Source organism: Bifidobacterium sp. WK012_4_13, assembly GCF_041080835.1.
Taxonomy (GTDB): Bacteria; Actinomycetota; Actinomycetes; order Actinomycetales; family Bifidobacteriaceae; genus Bombiscardovia; species Bombiscardovia fermentum.
In genome coordinates this window covers 167,209-187,862 of sequence record NZ_CP129683.1, presented here as the reverse complement: position 1 = coordinate 187,862, position 20,654 = coordinate 167,209, and the positions used below count along the sequence as shown (strand labels likewise).

Genomic DNA, 20,654 nt, shown 5'->3' with positions numbered 1-20,654 from the left:
TTCAATCCTCTTCCGCATCCATCGACAGTTCAAAGAACTCTCGAACGTTCTCCGTGTTCACGCTGTGAATGATTGCCGGGTCAATGCCGGCGATAGCAAGCCGTTCAAGGAACTCAAACACATATGACAGGCCATTGCCGCCATTTTTTCTCAGCATTGACTTGAGAAACATGTCATGGCTGAACAGCAGGCTATGCGCATATCCGTTGTCGATGAGCCTTTTCACGGCCACCGTCGTCTCAGCGGGGGACGGCGATTGCCCTTCGCCCGGGTAGCGATAGTTATAGGGCATGCCCAGCATGTCGAATTCCAGATGGACGCCCGACGACGCCAGCTCCAACTGATATTCAGGATCGTCACCGGATGGGTCCATATGGCACAGACACAGTGCCTGTGGTGGGACTTCCTCCTCGTCCAGCGCGATTCGAATCACGTCGCGGGCCAGCTTGGTCCATCCGGGAAGATGAACGTACATCGGAAGATGAATCCTCCGCTGCAATCTGCAGGCCGCCCTCAGTGATTTGATCTCGCGTTCGGTCATTCTCGGAGAGATTCCAATCTCGCCTATCACGCCGGACGCGATGCCATCGCTGGGATTGACATAGTCCTCGTAGAGCATGTCGACAAGCTCGTCGATGTCATCGACGCGTGTCTCATCGGGATGGAACTGCTCCAGATACCAACCGCCGCCAGATATGATGGTGACCCCCGATTCCTGCGAGATCTTTCTGAGGCTGAGTCTGTCACGGCCCTGACCTTGCGGAGTGACCTCAATGACGGTTCCGCCGCCCAAGCCTCGAAAATGGCTGCACTCGTCAATCGCATCGTCGACGCTGTCAAGCCCGCAGTTGTCCCTGCACCCATACGGATGTTCCCTGAGAATCCACGCCAGCTCGGGCGTGACCTTCCTGTCGAGCAGATCTGGATGCAACGGATCGGGCTGTAGATTCCCGCTGGCCATATCGTTGAGCAGATGCTCGTGCGGCAGGGTGAAGCCAAGAGCATCAGAGGAAACGGTTCCGCACACCGTTTGGACTGCGACCGCGCCATGGCTCATGATCTCATCCTTTTCTTGACGAACGCCGCAACGCTGACCCCATGGAGATTCGCCCAGATGACGGCGAGAAGCAGCACGCCCGTGACCACCGGAATGATATATGGGCTGAGGTTGAGCAATGTGAGGCCATCGGTGATCATGCCCAGCAGGATCGCGCCAATGAGCGATCCCAGAACCGAGCCCTTGCCACCGAGCAGGTCAGTTCCACCGATGACGACTGCCGTGATGACCGTCATGCCGAAGTCGGTCGCCGAATTCGCATCGCCGGTTCCGAGTCTGGCTGCCGTGATCACCCCGGCCAATCCAGCCGCAGCACCAGACAGCGTCAGGGCGATCATCTTCATGCCGTTCGTGTTGACGCCAGCGCGTCTGACGGATTCCTCGTTGGAGCCTATGCCGGTGATGTATTCGCCGAAGCGCATGTTATGCAGTCCGACCATGCCGACGATCGCCACGATCAGTGCAATCCAGGCTGGTATGCCGAGCCCAAGGAACCGACCCTGTCCAAGCTGGGTAAACCACCGTCCGGCAGCGATGGGAATGGAATAGCCCAAGGTGATGAGCAGCGCAACGCCACGCATCGCAGACATCGTTGCAAGTGTGACGATGAAGGATGGCATTCTCTGATAGCTCGAGAACCATCCATTGATCACACCGCACAGGGCGCCGACCGCGATGCCTGCAAGAATGCCGACGCTGGAATCGACGGACGTCTTGAGAACGAGTGCGCTGACGACGGTGGACAGGGCCAGGATCGAGCCGACAGAAAGGTCGATCATCCCTGCCGTGATCACGAAGGTCATCGCCACCGCCACGATTGCCTCTGGGGCCACCTGAACGGCGATGTTTCTCATGTTCGCAAGCGTCATGAAGTCTGGCGACGCCACTGAGAATGCCACGAGCACGACGAGGGTAAGGACAATCAACAGCAGCAGCGACTTGTCGGTCTTCTCCAGCAATGTCGATATGGATCGTTTTCTACCACTGACCTGTGTGGAATTCATGCCACTCCTTCTTTCGAGGTTTCCTGAGTAATCATCGAGACCAGGCGATCCATCGTCAGTCCCTCGATCGATGACTCCTCGACGACTTTCCCCTCGTACATGACAGCGACCCGGTCGCATACCCGGAAGATGTCTTGCAGACGGTGAGTGATCAGAATCACTCCCACTCCCTGGGCCGCTACGTCATGAATGAGCCTGAGCACCGATTCGACCTCGGCGACGGCCAGGGCGGCCGTGGGTTCGTCAAGGATGAGAATCTGTGGACTCATCGATGCCGCCCTTGCAATGGCAACCGATTGGCGCTGCCCGCCAGACAGTTCCTGTATCTTCTGATGGGTGGATTTGACCCGAACGCCAAAGTCGTTCAGAATGTTCGCGGCGTCCCTATGCATCGTCGTCTTGTCGATCAACGGTCCCTTGGTGGGTTCCCTGCCAAGAAAGAGATTGGAGGCGACATCAAGGGTCTCGCACAATGCCAAATCCTGATATACGATGCTGATGCCCTGCTTCCTCGCCTCCTTCGGATTGGTGAAATGCTGTGGATCGCCCTTCACCAATATCGTCCCCGAATCGGGAGTCACCGTTCCTGAGAGGACCTTCATCAAGGTTGACTTCCCGGCACCATTGTCTCCGATCAGCCCAAGGACCTCTCCCCTGAGCAGACTGAGCTCGACACCGCGAAGGACCTTGAGCACACCGTAGTTCTTGGTGATTCCATGAAGCTCAACCAGTGATTGATTCCGTGACATATCCTCTGCGCTCATCGCCGGCCTCACGATTCCTTGAGGAAGTACGAATACTTCTTCAGATTTGCCGACGTGACGATGTTGATGGGTACCGAGATATCCTTCTTCACCGTTTTCCCGCAGGCGAGGTTGATAGCGGCCTTGGCCGACTCCTGACCGAATCCAAAGGAGTTCTGCTGCACCACGGCCTTGACGAAGCCTGCCGTCAGAGCGGATGCCGAGGTCTGCGAGAGATCCCATCCGACGATCTGGACGTCGTTCTGTCTGCCCTGGCTCTTCACTGCCGCGATTGCACCATTCAAGGCAGGTTCACCGGTCGCATAGATGTATTTAAGGTTCGGATTCGCCGTCAGGAGATTCTCGGCGGCAGTCTGTGCCTTATCCGCCTGATTCTGGCCATCCACGACCGTGGATATCGTCATGCCGCCAGCCTTGACGGCATCTTCGAAGCCTTCCTGACGCTGTATCTGAATCGTGCTGTTGAGTGCGCCTACGATGCCGACGGCGCCCTTGCCACCCGAAAGCTTCAGCATGGTGCTTGCAAGTTCCGCACCGCCCTCCTTGTTGGCGGTGCCGACCTGGGCGTCATATGAACTCGCGTCCGCGACCTGTCCATCAACGGAGACAACCGGTATTCCCGCTGCCTTGGCGCTTTTGAAGGCGGGGACGAGCGCATTCATGTCATAGGGGTCGACGATCAATGCGCTGACCTTGGACGACATGAGATTCTCGATTCCTGTCACCTGGGTAGCGGCATCGTCCTTGCCGGATACGAAGTTGATCTTCGCCCCGGCTATCGTTGCCACGTCCTTGATGCCGGTATTGAGCTGGTTGAAGAATGCGGTCTGCTCATCGATGCTCACCACGCCTATCGTAAGGGTCTTGCCATCGACCTTGCAGGCCGTGGGAACGTCGGTGGGCTGCGGACGCTTCACGGATGAGGATGTGCCGCTCGCGCCTGTGGATGCGGCCGACGAAGAACCGCCGTCACCGCAGGCGCTGAAACTTAGGATCATTGCAGCGGATATCGCAATGGCGAATGCCGATTTGCCTTTTATCATGATTCTCTTCCCCTTCGGATGGAAAGCTCGTGAATGGTTGAAGTCCCCTCGATAACAGGTGATGTCTGAGTAACGACATGAAGATCGTTTCATTTCCTGTAATCGATTACATAAAAACAGTTATTTATTTCTTGCGAGTTTCAGCCAAATTTCTTGAACATTATTGGTTGAAACGTCAGATTACGCATATTGTCGTATGATTATATGTAATCGATTACCATAACTGCATGTCGTAGATATGCCCCGGGTCGAGTATCGGCTCAACCATTACGATGAGGAATGATGACTACTTGTTCACACGAAGGCGCTCCGTCACTTATCGATGTCGCCCGTCGCTCGCACGTTTCCACGGCCACGGTATCGAGAATACTGTCTGGAAAGCGCAAGAAGAACGACGCAACCCAGCTCGCCGTCCGCAAGGCGGCCAAGGAACTGAACTATCTGGGCAATCATGCTGCGCGTGCACTGCGGCGGGACCAGTCAGACACCATCGGACTGATAGTGCCTCAGATAAGCAATCCATTCTTTGCCGCACTGGCGGAGGAACTGGAGAACGTCGTGAATGCCGCAGGTCAGGAGATGCTGATCTGCGCCTCCCATATGGAGCCCGACATCGAACGCGAGCGCATCACGAGTCTGCTGGAAAGAAATGTGAACGGCATCATCATCATCCCTTGCGACGAGCGACAAAGCGTCGAGGCATGCCGGATGGTCGGACAGGTGCCTCTCGTCCAGGTCGATCAGCGAGTCGATATGGAGGACTGCGATTGGGTCGGCATCGACGACAGGCAGGCGATGCGGCTCATCGTTGAGCATCTGGTGGACCGTGGAGCGCAATCGCTCGCATTCATCGGCTCATCGACAAACAATTCCTCCGCACGCGACAGGCTTGAAGGCTTCAATGAGCAATGTGCCAGGCATCGGCTTCCGACCAGGTCCGAGTGGACCCTGCTGAAGGACTATAGCGTCGAATGGGGACGCGAGGCGACCCGCAGCATCATATCCTCGTCCCGACGCTCCAGCATATCCATGCCTGACGCGATCGTATGCGCGAACGACCTGATAGCTCTGGGAGTGCTGGATGCTCTGCGTGCAGATCATCGTTCAGTGCCAGGCGAAGTGATGGTCACAGGCTTTGACGACACCTTGTTCGGTCAGCTCAGCGAACCCGCACTCACCACCATTGCACAGCCAGTCGCACGCATCGCACAGGAAGCCGTCAGACTCATCACACTGTCACGCAATGCAAGCCCACGAACATACTCGCAGATCGCGCTCATGCCCAATCTTGTGGCGAGGGACTCTGCATGACCCACACGCCGCTCGATTGCATATGACCATCGATTGCATATCACAGTCAATTGCATATGAAATCGATCGGGGCATCGTGGCAGACCATCATGCTCAGGCAAGACCGGACGGGCAGTCAAGACAATGCCGCCCGAGCCATTTCAGGCTTTTCTTTGGATGCCGAACGAAATGGTTGCCACGATCGACCGCCACAAGACCAAAATGCGGCGCATAGCTTCCCCATTCGTAATTGTCCAGCAACGACCAATGCAGATATCCCAGGATCGGGACCTCCAGGGATTCTGCGGCCCGTGCGGCATCATCGAGGGCATCACGCATGTAATCGATCCGCCGATCGTCATCGTCGGTGGCAATGCCATTCTCAGTGACGAGGATGGGGATCCGCGCAATCTCCGCCGTGGCCTGAAGCGCTGTGGCAAGGGCATGCGGATAATACTCCCAGCCGTTAGCGGTCAGTCGCGCGTCCGATGGGATGCCCAATGGCCCATCGCCATTCACAAGATGCCGAGTGTATGCCTGAACGCCTATGAAGTCGTCATCGCGGGAAAGTCTGAGAAAATCACCTTCCCTCCGATCCGCATATGTCTTCCCCTCACCGCTGAGATCGGCGACAGGCCTTCCATCAGGGGTCTCGAATGCAGGCGACGCAAGGGACCAGCCTGCCTCATCGCCGCATTCATGAATGATTGACCTTGCCCGGAGATGAGCGGCAAGCAGATTGGACACTGCACGACGATCGGGAATCGGCATGCGGTCAGGGTCGAATGGTTCATGGTTCTCCGGGTCCATGAGCCCGATCAGACTCGCAAGCTGGTTGGGCTCGTTGAAGGTGACTACATAGTGCACGGCGGAATCCGCGAGAATTGGTTCAACTGCACGCACATAGCTCTCGAACAACTTCGGCGCCTCATCATTGAGCCATCCGCCCTGGTCAGTGAACCATGTCGGATTGGTGAAATGGTGCAGCGTTATGACCGCCTCGATGCCGTGATGTCTGCAGGAGTCGAGAACCCGCAGGTAATGGTCGATCTCCGCCTGAGAAAACTGGGCTCTGACAGGCTCGATCCTTCCCCACTCTATCGAGAATCGATACGCGTTAAGCCCTGCATCTGCGAGCAGGGCGATGTCCTCGTCGAAGCGATGATACGAATCATCGGCATCTCCCGAGGCTTCCTGAATCATGCCGTCGCCGCTTCCGACGGGGATATGCCACCAGTCCGATGCAAGATTATTGCCTTCCGTCTGGAATGCGGAAGACGATGCACCCCACAGAAACCGTTTCATCTGACTCCTCGCATCTCTCGATTCGCCTGCTCTGAATCTGGGGCCAGCGCGGATCTGAGTTCGTCTATCGTCGTATCCCGAATGCCCTGCAGTGCCAGATATTCCCTTACAGAGCCGTATCTGCCATCAATCGTCGTCAGCACATCGTCCATGATGTCCGGGGAGCTCAGTATCAGAAGCCGCTGAAGCTCCTCGTCGAGATCGATGCCATTTCTGTGCAACGAATCAAGCATGGTGCGGAACCAGTCTCCCGCCAGGTTCTCCTGCGTCTTTGCGTAGTCATCGACAATGGCCTCACGCCGAACCCCAATCACGCTGAGAATAAGCGCAATGACGATTCCAGTCCTATCCTTGCCGGCAGTGCAATGCACCAATTCCGCCCCGTTGCCCGAAGACAGGGTCTCTCCCGTCACCGTGACCACACGAGCCAGGGACCTGCCTTCGCTCCGAATCATGCTCATGTACATCTCCCGAAGCACGTTCCCTGCCTGAATCCCCGTGCCGGAAAGCATGGCAGTCCGCATGATCCTTTCCGTCTCACCACCAAGCAACGGTATGCCGTCACGCCGAATCCCGGGAATGTCGGGCTCCGGGGCATGGTTCACCTCGGCGGGAGAGCGTAGATCGACGATGGTGCATACGGGTATTGCCCTCAGCTGGCGCATTCCAGCTTCGTCCAGATGCTGGAGGGCATCCGAACGCAGGAGGCGGCCGCTGACAGTGGTTCCGCCTTCGACCAATGGCAGTCCGCCGATGTCTCTGAAATTGCTCAATCCATCAATGCTATTCATATTCAATAAACTATCCTCGAAAGCTGAAAGGGGCATCTTGTCAACGTCTTGTCAACGTGCAGACGATCCCGTCCCGTCATGGGCAACTGATTGAGTGACCTGAACGAGCGGCTGCATCGCAGGCGCGGAGACTTCTGACACACCCAGGTCCATGGACCCAGACCCAGCCTGAAAATCGCTCTGAGAGCGCGCATCCCTGTGGGATTGCGGACGAGAGAGGATGTCTCGGATCGGAAGGGCCAGGAAGAATGAGGCGACGACGAATATCGCCGCACCGATGTATAGAGACATATAGTTCTGCTGGCTGCCTACGATGGGATCCTTTCCACCGATGGTCAGAAAGAGCGGAGCCACCGCTGGCGCGAGTGACTGTGGCAATGATTTCGCGACATTGAAAATGCCAAGGAACCTGCCCTCGTTCCCGACAGGCAGCACTCGCATTGCCGAGGCCAAATCGATTGCATAGTACATTCCCAACGCGAATCCGGCGAGAATGGTCGCAAACCAGAATGCGCCAAGATTGTCGGTGAATGCCTTTGTCAGCAATGACACTGCCATGAACAGGATCGAAAGGTTCATCGCATGCAGGTAGTTGCCGCTGCGGGCAACGAGATATCCGACGAGCACCGCCGCACCGAAGTTAAAGACGGCTCCGATGATTGTCGCCATTCCCGTAAGCTTCGTGGCTTCTGCTGTCTGCATGTGCATGCGAACCAGAAGATAATACAGTGCATAGGTGCCAACGATGGTATAGCCGAATTGCATGATGAACCGTTGCAGCCACAGCAGGCTGTAGTTCCGGTATTTCAAGGGGTTGAAGAAGAAGGATGTCAGCAGGCTTCCCATTGACTCCTTCGAGCTCATGGCCTCGGTTCGGCCGATATGGGCTTCGGGGATCATCAGACATATGAGGGGAACGAGAATCAGGCCGATAAGAGGCATGACGATGATGATCGCCCAGACATGCTGTGCGAAGAGTGTGGCAGCGAGCATTGCAGGAATCATCCCCAGGAAGCCGGCGGCACCGAAGATTCCCGATGCCTTCGAACGCTGGACGTCAGGAATCTGCTCCGCAAGAAGACCGGAGAGGGATGCAAGGGTCGCATTGTAGCAAATCTGGCTCAGCGCCCATGCAACAGTCAGCATCATGATGCTGTTCGACAGGCCGATGAGTATGGCGGAGAGGAAGCCGCCAACGACTCCAAAGACTATCCAAGGTCTGCGACGCCCCCAGGCGCTTCGGGTCCGGTCCGAAGCATAGCCGAAGATCGGGTTGGCAATCAGCGCGCAAAGAGCGCCGACAGCGGTTATGATGCTGAGCCCCACCTCCTTGTTCGACTGTGGCACGATCTGCAGCACCTTCAGCGAGAGTGTGACTGCGAGGGGCCCCGAAAGAGCGCCGAGCGCACAGAATTCGATTGCCGCCATAAGCCAGATACGGCTTATCGGAACTGCGCCGTTCACCTCATCCGTCGTGCTTGGACCCTTCTCATTCGCTGTGGATCCGCTTGTTCTTTCACTTCCATGAATGTTTGACACAACCCATGCTCCCATACCGTGATGTGCTTTCCGAGTCAGCATTTGGGCCATTCGTCCAATGAATCCTGCGATTCATTCGAGCTGTTGCAGCTGCTTGGCCCAGACAATCGGAACACTAATGCAGGGAACTAAACATGGGGTGACTTCAGATGAATGCGAGTGGAAGGATTGCTGAACTTTGCGTCATGGGGCCCCTCTCGCGAATCATGGCATGCGACGAAGTTCGAGCAGAGCCGACATATCGACATCGAACTATGACGGCAAGTGGTTGTCATGGCCGATAAACGAAATACGGCCGAAACCGTCACTGGATGAATGACGATTGCGGCCTTTCAATCAGCTGCGATCCGGGTCAGCCGTGCATCTGAATTGCTCGGTGCAGACGAATCGCTCGGTGCAGACGAAATGCTCGGTGCAACCAACATGCGCTCGGTGCAGCCAACATGCCGCACACGGTTCGCGAGCGCCTCCTCACGGCTGCAGAAGGACCTTGATGGCCCTGCGCTCATCCATCGCCTTGTATCCCTCTGCGGCTCGTTCGAGAGGAAGGGTGAGATCGAACACCTTGCCCGGGTCGATCTGATGGTTCCAGATCCTATCGATCAGATCCGGAAGGAACAGACGGACCGGAGCCGGACCTCCGAACAGATGGATCTCCTTGCCGAACAGTTCACTGCCCGGAATCTCAACGCCATGCGAAACGCCCACAAAGCCCACGGAACCTCCTGAGCGAGCTGCGTGAATTGCCTGCATCATCGACTCCTGGGTGCCTACCGCCTCGACAACACTGTGAGCCCCGAGACCGTTGGTAAGCTTTCGAATCGCTTCGGCACCGGCATCGCCACGTTCCTCCACGATGTCGGTGGCCCCGAATTCCCTTGCCAACCTTTGCCTTGAGGCATGGCGAGACATGGCGATGATCCTCGATGCTCCCAGTTGCCTTGCGGCGAGTATCGCCATAAGGCCCACCGCTCCATCGCCCACGACAGCGACCGTCTTTCCTGGGCCTGCCTGAGCGGCCACGGCTCCGAACCAACCGGTTCCGAGAACGTCGGAAGCCGCAAGCAACGATGGAATCAACGAAGCGTCAGGCTGTCCAGGAGTCTTCACCAAGGTACCGTCAGCAAGCGGAACCCGCGCATACTCAGCCTGAGCGCCTGACATGAAGCCGCCATTGACGCATCGCGACGGATACCCGTCCGTGCAGATCTCACAGGTTCCGTCGGAAAGACAGAACGAACCGACCACGAAATCCCCTGGTTCCACGGATTTCACATCAGAGCCGACCTCGGTCACGACACCGACATATTCATGCCCCATCATCTGATGGTCAACCGGCTGAGCGCCTCGGTACGGCCATAGATCCGAGCCGCATATGCATGCCGCCGTAAGCTTGATAACCGCATCGGTAGGCTTGTGAATCCTGGCATCGGCAACATCCTCTACTCGAACGTCACCGGCAGACTCCATAACGACACCACGCATGACAAGACCTTTCCTGCACTGACTTCTGCATTGACTACTGAGACAAAGCTCGAATACAACAAACATAAATCCAAATGAGAGTCCTGAAGTCGATTACGCTGGAGAAGATATCCTTCAGCGCGTCTTCCATTGCACCTCCCATTGCACATTTCGAGGCACCGCTCGAGGCACCTTCCCACGTGTGCAGACATATTCGATGCGCCGCACAGAATTTGTCGACCATACCGGATTTGTCCACCATAAGTAGTGATGTGAAAAGTAATCCACGATGTTCGGCACGATGCCGACTCTCATATGCAAGGACGGGACAACGCATGAATGGAACTGTTGTAATCACTGGGGCTGTGTCAGGTATCGGATTAAGCACCTCGAAGCTGTTCCTGGCGAAGGGCTGGAATGTGATGATGGCTGACTTCAACGAGGACCTTGGCAAGAAGGTCCTCGAGGAACTTCTGGCCGAGTACTCCCCCGAACGGCTGGCGTTCCAGCAATGCGACGTATCGAGCGCGCGATCGGTCGACGCGATGGCGCAGGCGACACACGATTCATTCGGTCATGTCGACAGCGTGATCAACAACGCGGGCATCTTCGCCAAGGGCGCCGTTCACGAAATCGATGAGGATGTGTGGGATCGGGTCATGGCCACCGATGTGAAGTCCATCTATCTGACGACGAAGGCCTTCGTGCCCGAAATGATCGAACGCAAATCGGGAACCATCGTCAACACCGCTTCGATATCAGGTCTGCAGGGCGATTACAACATGGCCGTATACAACGCGGCCAAGGGCGCAGTCGTCAATCTCGTCAGGGCCATGGCTCTTGACTACGGCAAGTATGGCATCAGGGTCAACAACGTGAACCCTGGCCCAACCATGACACCGATGTTCAGAAGCAATCCGCAATCGGTAATCGACGAGTTCGCGCAGGCAAGCCCGCTCGGAAGACTGGTCCAGCCAGAGGACATAGCCCGCACGATGTATTTCCTGGCTTCCGATGAGTCAGATCCGATCACAGGACAGAACATTCCCGTCTCAGCAGGCTTCGAAATCTATAGCGGCCAGCCTGTGCAGGACTGAGCAGGCCAAGGCCTCTCGCCTGCATGAAGGCATCTTCGACGCAGGCATCCGAATGGCCCACGTCACGCATTCGCCATGAATCGCAGGCGGAGCATGGCGTGGGCCATTCGGATGCCGTAGGCGCAATCGATCGAAAGCGCATAGAATACCAACGCCTGCAAGGTTCATTCAGGCATCATCACCGACACGACGAGAGAAACGAAGAATCAATGTCCCAGCATGGCAGCAGGCCAATTCCCAACAAGAGCATGGCATCCGAGCGTCTTTCCAGGAACTGGCCGTCATTGACGGTTCTCTTGCTGGGCGTCGCGATGTCAATGCTGGACACGACGATCGTCAACGTCGCACTGCCGACGATTCGCGTCAATCTTCATGCATCCGAATCGGTGCTGTCGTGGGTGGTTTCCGGATACGCACTGGCTTTCGGACTCGCCCTGATTCCAGCGGGAAGGCTGGGAGACAGGTTCGGGCATAAGTGGGTGTTCACGATAGGTCTGGCAGGATTCACGCTCGCCAGCCTGTGGTGTGCCATATCGGACAGTTCGCTCAGCCTGGTATGCGCCAGAATAGTTCAGGGTCTTTTCGGAGGCGTCTTCTATCCAGCGGTGACGGCGCTGATTCAGCTTCTTTTCGTCAGGAAGACCCGCAGCAGGGCGTTCTCCGTCATGGGGGCGGTCATCGGCTTCTCAACGGCAATCGGACCGGTTCTCGGAGGATTCCTCATCGAATGGTTCGGCCAGAGCGAGGGATGGCGTTCTGTATTCTATGTAAATCTGCCCTTCGGCATCATCGCGGTCATAGGAAGCATCATTACGCTGCCCTCCGCTGTCTCAGGCAGAACGCATGGCAAGGCGGACGTCGTCGGTCTCATCCTGATGACATGTTCGCTCAGCGCCATTCTGGTCCCTCTGATTCAGGGAGAAGGCTCGGGCTGGCCGCTGTGGACATGGCTCATGATGTGCGCAGGCGTGCTGCTGCTCGTCGCATTCGGATTGTGGCAGATGCGGCTTGCACGTCTTGGAGCCGTTCCGCTGATTCCACCCAAGCTTTTCGTCCGGGCGCAGTTCACCGGAGGAATCATTCTCGCCTTGGTATACTTCGCCGCATTCACCAGCATTTTCTTTACGCTTTCGCTTCTCTGGCAGTCCGGCCTTGGACATTCGGCGCTCGAGACGGGCTACATGTCGGCGCCCTTCGCCATTGGTTCGATCATCGGGGCCTCGCAAAGCCACCGTCTTGCATATGGACTGGGCAGGAAGGTCCTGAGCATAGGAACGGGAATGGTCGCCTTCGGCCTGCTCTCTGTATGGCTGATGCTTTCCCTGCTCCCCACCGACGAACTGAATAACTGGGTCCTTCTGCTGCCTCTGCTGATTGCGGGGATAGGTTCAGGATTCTTCATCGCACCCAATGTCGATTTCATCGTAGCCACCGTCGACCGCGCGGATGCAGGTGCGGCGTCTGGAATAGTCGGAACCGCCCAGCGCGTGGGCGCCGCGTCTGGAATCGCGATAATCGGTTCGATACTGTTCGGCTCTCTTGACTTCCCACACCGACGCATCACTTCACAGATTCTGGCAGACACCTTCACGCATGCGGCTTCTGTCGCGATGCTCGCAAGCGCCATGCTCGCCGTCATCGCATGCCTGCTTGTCTTCGCACTTCCGAAGAGCATCCAGCATTGAACGCCTGCATGAAGTGGATTCGTGGTCGTGCATTCCGGATTCCGGCGGCTGCGCCTCCCACGCCACATTCACCGGGTCGGTGAGTGTGACCACAGACATTTCCTCGATTTCACTCCTCGCAGCGGACTATGAGGTTGGGTACACTTTAGTGGGATCGTAACTATAGGTTGGGATGGGGCAATGGCATTGAAGCAGGAAGTTATACTCGCGGGAGACTTGCAGCGGGTCAAGGGTCGGCTCCATGCTGAGCAGGCCGCGCTTGAACCATATGCCGATCAATACCGGATGCTTCTTGATAACCACGGCAAGATGCTGAGGGCCTCTCTCGTCATTCTCTTCGCACGTGTGAACGATGGCGAGGCAGTCCGACTGGACGAGTCGACCGTCACGGCTGCCTCATGCATAGAGATGCTTCATCTGGCGACCTTGGTCCATGATGACGTCGTCGATGGTGCGGCGATTCGTCGCAACAGTCCCACCGTGCAGACGATCGTCGGCAACAAGGCCGCAATCTATCTCGGCGACCTGATTCTATCGAGGTATATAGAGATCATGTCCGAAATAGCTCCCGACCTGGATTTCATGCACGAGCAGGCCTCCATTCTGGGCAGAATCCTGAACGGTGAGCTCAGCCAGGAATCGGCGAGGCATCGGGTCACCACGACGGTCGAGCACTACATCGAGGCGATACGTGGCAAGACCGCAGCGTTGTTCGAGCACTCATGCGTCACTGGGCTGCGTCTGAGCACCGGAAACAAACCGGATGAGGCACTGCTTCGAGCCGCAGCAGGCTTTGGCATGCACCTGGGCATTGCCTTCCAGATCGCCGACGACATCGAGGATTTCAATCTTGCGGATGACACCGGCAAGCCCAAGCTCGAAGACATAGGCGATGGCATCTATACGCTGCCGGTGCTGCTCGCGCGAGACATGAGCCCTGAATTCTCGGGACTGCTGCAGAGCAACGACGTCTCCGCAGTGCTGGACTTTCTCGATTCCAATCCCGAAGCGATTCGCAGGAGCAAACAGATCGCAAGGGAGCACATCGCCGAGGCTGAACGGCTGCTGCACAGCATGGACATCCCCGATGGCATCGAGGAACTGCTTGAATCGATGCTTGAACGCTTCAGCAGAGGCATATAGCAGCGCTCCGCCATGACGTGCGACATGACACGCCTACGAGATTTCGGCCTTCCCCCGTGCATGGCGCACGATGAGGCATCGATGCCTCACAGTTCGGCGACGTCCATGCGGTAGAGGGCACGGAAGCGCTCATCGCTTCGGTAGAGCTCCTCGGGATCGCCCTGCATGACGATATGGCCGCCCTCAAGGAATATCATCCGATCCGCGTGTTCCAGACCCTTGAGATGATGAGTCACCCAAAGCATGGTTCGCTGTGCATTGGCCTTGAATATCGTCGACATCAGGTGACGTTCCGTTATCGGATCCAATCCGATGGTCGGTTCGTCAAGAAGAACCATCGGCGTGTCCTTCACCAGAATCCTGGCCAGAGCAAGACGCTCTCGCTGGCCGCCGGAAAGCGTGCTTCCCCTCTCACCGACAACCGTGTCCAGTCCCTGGGGCATGTCCCTGACCAACCCGTCCAACTCCACGGTTTCCAAGGCGTTCCAGACTTCCTCGTCGCTCGCCTCCGGTCTGCCCAGTCGAACGTTGCCGCCGATGCTTGCCCGGAATATGAAGGGGCTCTGATTCAGATATCCGAAGAGACGCTTACGCTCCTCCTGCAATGCGCGGACGGGGATTCCGTTTATCCTGACCTCTCCACTTGTCGGAATCAAGTCGCCAAGCAGAAGCTGCAGGATCGTGGTCTTGCCCTCCCCGCTCGGGCCGAGAAGCGCGACCTTCTCCCCTGCATCGATGTGCAGCGAGAAGTCGTCGAGCAGCACCGTCTCGTCGGGGCCATATCTGAAGGTGACATGATCGAAGTCAATGGATTCCAACCCCCCTTCCAATCTCTGCTGCGGTGACTCGGGAAGCACATTCCCGTCCACGCGTGCACTCAGGCCATTGAGATGCGCAAGTGATTCGCCATACAGCGGCACCTCTGCTATGGCCTGTGCCACGACGATGAAGCAGTCGATGAGGGGGAATACGGAGAGCACCGCAGCGGCGGCATAATCGGCCAGGGTGGTGGATGATGTCAGCACCAGGCTGGATGCGACCATCAGCACCACGGCGGCGGCCGCGAAGGCAAGCTGGATGAGGAAGTCACGCCACCGCTCGAAGCGCTCGCGTGATTGGGTGCTCGAGGCAACCGTCCTGAACTCGGCCTCCCCGGTTTCGACGAACTCGCGGGAACGATGGGTGATGATCCAATCGCCCAGACCAAGATATTCCTCGGCTACCTTGGTGTATTCACGGCTTCGGGCGGCCTTTTCGCGATGGTAGTGCATGTCCGCGAACTGCAGCGAAACCATCGGGGCAAGCACCAGGACGAGTGCGAAGATGATCAGTATCATCACGCATGTCTGCCATGAGAAAATGCCCAGGGAGATGGTGACCAGAACCCATACCAGGAATGCCACAATGGTCGGAAAGATGGTGCGCAGATAGAAATTCTCCAGATGATCGAGATCGTCCGCAAGGACTCCAAGCACACTGCCGGTCTGCTCATGCTCATCAAGGAAGGATGCGTCCCTGGCCAAGGTCCGGTAAAGGCCGACGCGAAGCTTCGACACCACATGAAGCACCCAGTCATGGCTCAGGATGCGTTCGGCGTAGCTGAATGTCGGGCGTCCAAGGCCGAAGGCTCGGGTGAGCACGATGGGCACGTAGACCATGAGCACATTGTATGGGTGGCGGGCGGAGCGGCTTATCAGATAGCCTGAGGTGAACATCAGACCCGCAGCGCACACGAAGGTCAGTGTCCCTAGAAGAAAGATCAGTGCAAGGCGCCACCGGTTCTGCCGAAGATAGGGCCAGAACCAACGATCGTGATGCCAGGCCTTCAGATAATCGCCCAGGCCACGCTTGCCATGGGCACCGAAGCGAGTCTCATGGAATCCGGGATTTTCAGTGGAGCTGGCTGATTGATGGCCAGCATCGTCGCCACCGTGCTCCCTGGCGGTGGCCACGCCCATGTCGTCCTGCAGCATCCCACCGTCATCAGTCACAGCATGAATTCTCTCAGCCGCCAATATGATCGCCGCCCATCTCACCAATCAGGGCACTCAGTGCGCCGGGCTGTCTGAGCAGCTTCCGCGGAGCGCCGTCCTGCACGACCCTGCCCTCGTCAAGCACCACGACCCTGTCGACCGAATCAAGCCAGTGCAGCCGATGCGTGGCGAGAATCACGAGATGTCCGCGCATGATCTGCACCAGCGTCCGTTTCAGCTCGTATTCGGTCTCTATGTCCAGATGTGCGGTCGGCTCGTCGAAAAGCAATATCTCCCTGCTGCTGTCCAGCGTCACGCGAGCCAGGGCTATGCGCTGGGCCTGGCCACCGCTTATGGCACGGTTGCCCTCGCCGATGGGAGTGTTCAGCCCATCTCGCAGCGTCGCAAGCCAATCGCCCAGCCCTGCCATCTCGGCGGCCCGTTGAATCTGGTCCGCAGATGCGGTCGGGGCATGGGTCGGGGCATAGAAGCGAATGTTGTCTGCGATAGTTCCGTGGAATATGTATGGCTTTTGAGGAATGTACCATATACGTCTCTGCCATGCCGCCATGTTGAGATGCGGAGTCGTCTTCCCATCGATGGCGATCACGCCGGATTGCGGCTCGTGGAAGCCCGCAAGCAGATCGATGAGACTTGACTTTCCCGATCCTGAGCGCCCGACGATGGCCACGCTCTCCACGCCATGGAAGTCAAGGCAAATGTCGTCAAGAGCATGGGAATGCTCGGGCGTCTGTGCACCTGTATCCTCGTCGGAGCCCGATCTCCCTCGTCTTCCGCTCGCCCTGCCATGAGCATCGTTCCTTGAGGAATCCTCGTCCCTGACCTCATATGAGAAGCCGACGTGCGCAAGGCTCAGATCGCTGTCACTGTCCCAACGGCCCATCTCGAAGTCATCGTCGCGTGCGGGGTCAGGAGCGTCAAGAAGGCTCGTTATGTCCGCAAGAGCGTTCTTCCCATTGAGCGTTGCGTGATAGTCATTGCCGAACTGCCGAATCGGCAGAAAGTATTCAGGCGCCAGGATAAGCACGAAGAGCGCTGGAAGCAGTGCCACGGAGGCGTTGATGAGGTTCACTCCAAGAAAGACGGCAACGACTGCGATGCTGAGCGTGGTGAAGAAATCAAGCGCAAATGACGATGACATCGCCACCATGATCACGCTCATAGTCCTTCTGCGGAAACGTTCGCTCACTCCATATATCTCATCCTCGTAGTCATCGCTGACGCCCAGCATCTTCAGCGTCGGCAGGCCAAGAATGGTATCCACGAAACGGTTGTTCAGATTCTGGAACTCACCGTATTGCCTATCGGACTTATCGCGCGCGACGATTCCCAGAATCGCCATGAAGAACATCAGCAGTGGGAACACGATGAGCAGGACCAGGCCAGCAAGCCAGTTCTCGTACCATACGACGACAAGAATCACCACGGGAACGATGGTCATATCAAGCATCTTGGGCATTATCGTCTGGACATAGGTCTTCGTCTGATCCAACCCATCGAGAAGCATCGTCACCGTGGCGCCAGTCCCCCGCCTGGACATGGCGGCCGGGCCAGCGTCAAACAGCTTGGCCTGCACCCGTGGCCGAAGGTCGCGGACGATCCGATCGGCGCAGTGCGTCGCTACCGACTTCTTGGCCACCTCGCACAGTTGCCGAACGACGAAGGCCGCTGCGAATATCCCAGCTGGAATCACGATCGAGGCAAGGGCATGCAACTTCCAGATTTCCACCAAGGCCAGGGTGAGTCCATAGGCCTGTCCCACGGTCGCCACGGCCTGGGCAAGGGAAAGCAGCGCCAGAAACGCCATCGCGGCGCTGACCCCTTGGAATTCGAATAGCTTCTTGTCAATCATGGCAGTCGATTCACCGTAGTCTGGACTTCAGTCCATTGGTCTGGGCCTCAACACGAGCGTTCGCATGAGCCTGCGTGCGCCGGCTCGACCCACTTTCAAGCCGCATACGCCGAGTCTTCAAGCGCCTTCGCGCTCACCCGGCCGCGCTGAATGCGGTAGCTCCAGATGATGTATCCCAGAACGATCGGCAGAAGCACGCAAAGCACGCCCGTCATGATGCCCAGGGTCAGCGGGGACGCCGACGCATCCTTCACCAGCAGGTCGTGAACGCCGCCAGCCGAAACCATGACGCGTGGGAACATGCCGTTGAAGATGAAGGCGATGATGCCCACCAGAGTCACGCCGGATGAGACGAAGGCGATGACCCCCCGCCTCTCCTCCGCCGCGCGATGCCCGCATATCGTCGCCGCAAGGATGATGACGGTGATGATCCATGAACTGACCGCATGCACGCTATAGAAGTCGGTGAAGACAAAGGCGAGCACCACGAACGCCACCAGCGCCGGGTATGCGATCCAATACAGCTTGCTCGATGCGTTAAGCATGTGGCGTGCTTGGTCGTGTTCCAGCTTGAGGCTGAGGAAATGCAGGCCGTGCAGGAAGCAGAAGTATACGACCGCGATGCCGCCGACGACCGAAAGCCAGTTCACGATGTCGAAGAAACCAAGCCATGCGTTGCCCTGAGCGTCCATCGGCACGCCCTGAATCAGGCTGGTGAGCATCATGCCAAGGAAGAATGGGGCGAAGAGGCTTCCGACGAAATTCGCCCACTGCCACAGGCTTCTCTCCCGAACCGTTATCGCATGGCTCGCGAATTCGAAGGACACGCCTCTGAGAATCAGCGCCACCAAGACCAGGAAGAGCGGAATGTAGTAGCCGGAGAACAGGCTGGCATACCACATCGGGAACGCCGCGAACATCGCGCCGCCTGCGGTGATGAGCCACACCTCGTTGCCGTCCCAATGAGGCCCGATGGCTCTGAGATAGAGCTGTCTCTCGCCATCGTTCTCGGCCATGAAGCGCGTCGCCATCCCCACGCCGAAATCGAAGCCTTCAAGCAGCAGAAACACTGCGAACAGCAGTGCGACGACGAAGAACCATAGAATCTGTAAAACGCTCATGCGAGGCTCACCCTCCTTGTGGCGGTCTTCGACTTCTTCGAATCCTTCGAGTCCTTGGCTTCGAGATCGGATATCAGGGTGCCCTTGCGGGTTGGAATTCTGCCGTCCCCGTCAGGCCCCTGATACAGCACGCGGCGCGAGTAGGTGATCATCACCGCACCGATGACCAGGAACAGCAGGAAGTACACGAGATTGGTGAAGAACAGGCTTCCGACGGTCGCCGTCGGCGAAACGCCATCTGCTATCGTCAGCATGCCATAGACCAGCCATGGATATCGTCCAAGCTCGGTTATCAGCCATCCGCCGGTGTTGCCGATGAAGGGCAGGAATGTGCAGATTCCGATGATCCAGAGCAGCCACCGCATCTTGTATAGGGTGTTCTTGTTCTTCCGTGTGGCCCAAAGCGCAAGCACCGAGACGAGAGCCACCGCGAATCCGACCGCAGCCATGAACCTGAAGCTCCAGAACAGTGCGTTGACTGGAACGTAATAGTTCATGTCCTTGCCGAACTTGGCATCGTACTTCTGGTGGAGCTCCTTGTTGATGGTATCCATGCCCTTCACTGAGCCGCTTGTCTTGTGATAGGTCAGCAGAGAGAGCATGTAGGGAATCTCGATGCTCTTGGCTGTCTTGTCCTTCTCATTGATAAGCGAGACCACGGCCCATGACGCAGGGTCTCCGGAATCCTTGTACAGCGCCTCGGTCGCGGCAAACTTCATCGGCTGGTCCTGGACGACGTATTGGGTCTGCAGATCACCGGCATAGATGGAAAGCACCGCCCCGATGAGTGCCACGACTGCGCTGAAGCGCACCGACTTGGTGAAGAAGAGCCTGTCGGATTCGCTGCCCTGCGTCTTCTTGTGCAGGAGTCCGAAGGCGGCCATGCCCAGTATCACCATGGCACCGGTCATGACGGCGGCGAACAGCACATGAGGGAACTGGCGCCACAGCTGTGGATTGCCCAGGACATCCCAGAAGTTCCTGAGACGAACGTGTCCCGTCTTGGTGTCGATCTCGAATCCAGTCGGATGCTGCATGAAGCTGTTCGCTGCAAGAATCCAGATCGCCGAAAGTATCGAGCCCAGGCATGTGAGCCACATGAACATGGCATGGATTCCTGGCTTGAAGCGGTTCCATGTGAACATCCAAGCACCGATGAAGACGGATTCGAGGAAGAACGCAAGCAACGCCTCAATGGCGAGCGGCGCGCCGAATATGTCGCCCATGAAGCGGGAGTAGTTCGACCAGTTCATGCCGAACTGGAATTCCTGAATGATGCCGGTGACGACGCCGACCGCAAAGCTCAGGAGAAATATCTTTCCCCAGAACTTTGCCATCTTCAGATAGATCTCATCTTTCTTGAAGACATATATCGTCTCGAGAATGGCCACGCATAGGGCCAGACCGATGGACAATGGCACATAGAAGAAGTGGAATATCGTCGTCATCGCGAATTGAAAGCGAGATAGACCCAAGATAGTCACGTGTGCACTTCCTTTCTTGCA

16 protein-coding genes are annotated in these 20,654 nt (G+C 57.2%); 4 read left to right on the top strand and 12 right to left on the bottom strand.

The window, feature by feature from the left end:
* Position 1: 1 nt before the first annotated feature.
* From QN062_RS00725 to QN062_RS00710, 4 genes are read right to left on the bottom strand one after another with little or no spacing between them, the layout of a single operon-like run.
* A complete protein-coding gene (locus QN062_RS00725; RefSeq protein WP_369341737.1) occupies positions 2–1,057 on the bottom strand; it encodes a phosphotriesterase in 1,056 nt (351 codons plus the stop codon).
* Entirely contained in the window at positions 1,054–2,061 is a 1,008-nt protein-coding gene (locus tag QN062_RS00720) for an ABC transporter permease (RefSeq protein WP_369341736.1), read from the bottom strand. Before QN062_RS00720 ends, QN062_RS00725 begins: the two co-directional genes overlap by 4 nt.
* Positions 2,058–2,825, bottom strand: a complete 768-nt coding sequence (locus tag QN062_RS00715) for an ATP-binding cassette domain-containing protein (protein WP_369341735.1) — start codon at positions 2,823–2,825, stop codon at positions 2,058–2,060. Before QN062_RS00715 ends, QN062_RS00720 begins: the two co-directional genes overlap by 4 nt.
* A gap of 8 nt (positions 2,826–2,833) precedes the next feature.
* Positions 2,834–3,868 carry a substrate-binding domain-containing protein gene (locus QN062_RS00710; RefSeq protein WP_369341734.1) on the bottom strand — a complete coding sequence of 345 codons (1,035 nt, stop codon included), beginning with the start codon at positions 3,866–3,868 and terminating at the stop codon, positions 2,834–2,836.
* A gap of 282 nt (positions 3,869–4,150) precedes the next feature.
* On the opposite strand from QN062_RS00710, the gene QN062_RS00705 reads away from it, so the two are divergent.
* On the top strand, positions 4,151–5,179 hold the full coding sequence (locus QN062_RS00705) for a LacI family DNA-binding transcriptional regulator (protein ID WP_369341733.1): 1,029 nt from the start codon (positions 4,151–4,153) through the stop codon (positions 5,177–5,179).
* A 93-nt stretch (positions 5,180–5,272) separates the two neighbouring features.
* On the opposite strand, the gene QN062_RS00700 is transcribed toward QN062_RS00705, so the two are convergent.
* From QN062_RS00700 to QN062_RS00685, 4 genes are all read right to left on the bottom strand, one after another.
* Positions 5,273–6,463, bottom strand: coding sequence for a family 1 glycosylhydrolase (locus tag QN062_RS00700; protein ID WP_369341732.1), 1,191 nt, complete (start codon positions 6,461–6,463; stop codon positions 5,273–5,275).
* Entirely contained in the window at positions 6,460–7,254 is a 795-nt protein-coding gene (locus tag QN062_RS00695) for a tyrosine-protein phosphatase (protein WP_369341731.1), read from the bottom strand. Before QN062_RS00695 ends, QN062_RS00700 begins: the two co-directional genes overlap by 4 nt.
* A gap of 51 nt (positions 7,255–7,305) precedes the next feature.
* On the bottom strand, positions 7,306–8,793 hold the full coding sequence (locus QN062_RS00690) for an MFS transporter (protein WP_369341730.1): 1,488 nt from the start codon (positions 8,791–8,793) through the stop codon (positions 7,306–7,308).
* Between the two features lie 471 nt (positions 8,794–9,264).
* Positions 9,265–10,278, bottom strand: a complete 1,014-nt coding sequence (locus QN062_RS00685) for a zinc-dependent alcohol dehydrogenase family protein (protein ID WP_369341729.1) — start codon at positions 10,276–10,278, stop codon at positions 9,265–9,267.
* A 314-nt stretch (positions 10,279–10,592) separates the two neighbouring features.
* Here QN062_RS00685 and QN062_RS00680 point away from each other — a divergent pair, with 314 nt between their 5' ends.
* From QN062_RS00680 to QN062_RS00670, 3 genes are all read left to right on the top strand, one after another.
* Complete coding sequence (locus QN062_RS00680) at positions 10,593–11,354, top strand: SDR family NAD(P)-dependent oxidoreductase (protein ID WP_369341728.1); 762 nt, start codon at positions 10,593–10,595, stop codon at positions 11,352–11,354.
* A gap of 23 nt (positions 11,355–11,377) precedes the next feature.
* On the top strand, positions 11,378–13,039 hold the full coding sequence (locus QN062_RS00675) for an MFS transporter (protein ID WP_369341727.1): 1,662 nt from the start codon (positions 11,378–11,380) through the stop codon (positions 13,037–13,039).
* Positions 13,040–13,225: 186 nt separating this feature from the next.
* Complete coding sequence (locus QN062_RS00670; protein ID WP_369341726.1) at positions 13,226–14,182, top strand: polyprenyl synthetase family protein; 957 nt, start codon at positions 13,226–13,228, stop codon at positions 14,180–14,182.
* A gap of 86 nt (positions 14,183–14,268) precedes the next feature.
* On the opposite strand, the gene cydC is transcribed toward QN062_RS00670, so the two are convergent.
* The 4 genes from cydC to QN062_RS00650 all read right to left on the bottom strand — a co-directional run bounded on the left by cydC (position 14,269) and on the right by QN062_RS00650 (position 20,633).
* The gene (gene cydC, locus QN062_RS00665; RefSeq protein WP_369341725.1) at positions 14,269–16,173 is read right to left on the bottom strand and encodes a thiol reductant ABC exporter subunit CydC; all 1,905 of its coding nucleotides are present in this window, start codon (positions 16,171–16,173) and stop codon (positions 14,269–14,271) included.
* A gap of 13 nt (positions 16,174–16,186) precedes the next feature.
* Positions 16,187–18,028, bottom strand: coding sequence for a thiol reductant ABC exporter subunit CydD (cydD, locus tag QN062_RS00660; RefSeq protein ID WP_369341724.1), 1,842 nt, complete (start codon positions 18,026–18,028; stop codon positions 16,187–16,189).
* A 95-nt stretch (positions 18,029–18,123) separates the two neighbouring features.
* Positions 18,124–19,149: a cytochrome d ubiquinol oxidase subunit II gene (cydB, locus tag QN062_RS00655; protein WP_369341723.1), complete on the bottom strand. Its 1,026-nt coding sequence runs from the start codon at positions 19,147–19,149 to the stop codon at positions 18,124–18,126.
* Positions 19,146–20,633, bottom strand: coding sequence for a cytochrome ubiquinol oxidase subunit I (locus QN062_RS00650; protein WP_369341722.1), 1,488 nt, complete (start codon positions 20,631–20,633; stop codon positions 19,146–19,148). Before QN062_RS00650 ends, cydB begins: the two co-directional genes overlap by 4 nt.
* Between the last annotated feature and the right edge of the window lie 21 nt (positions 20,634–20,654).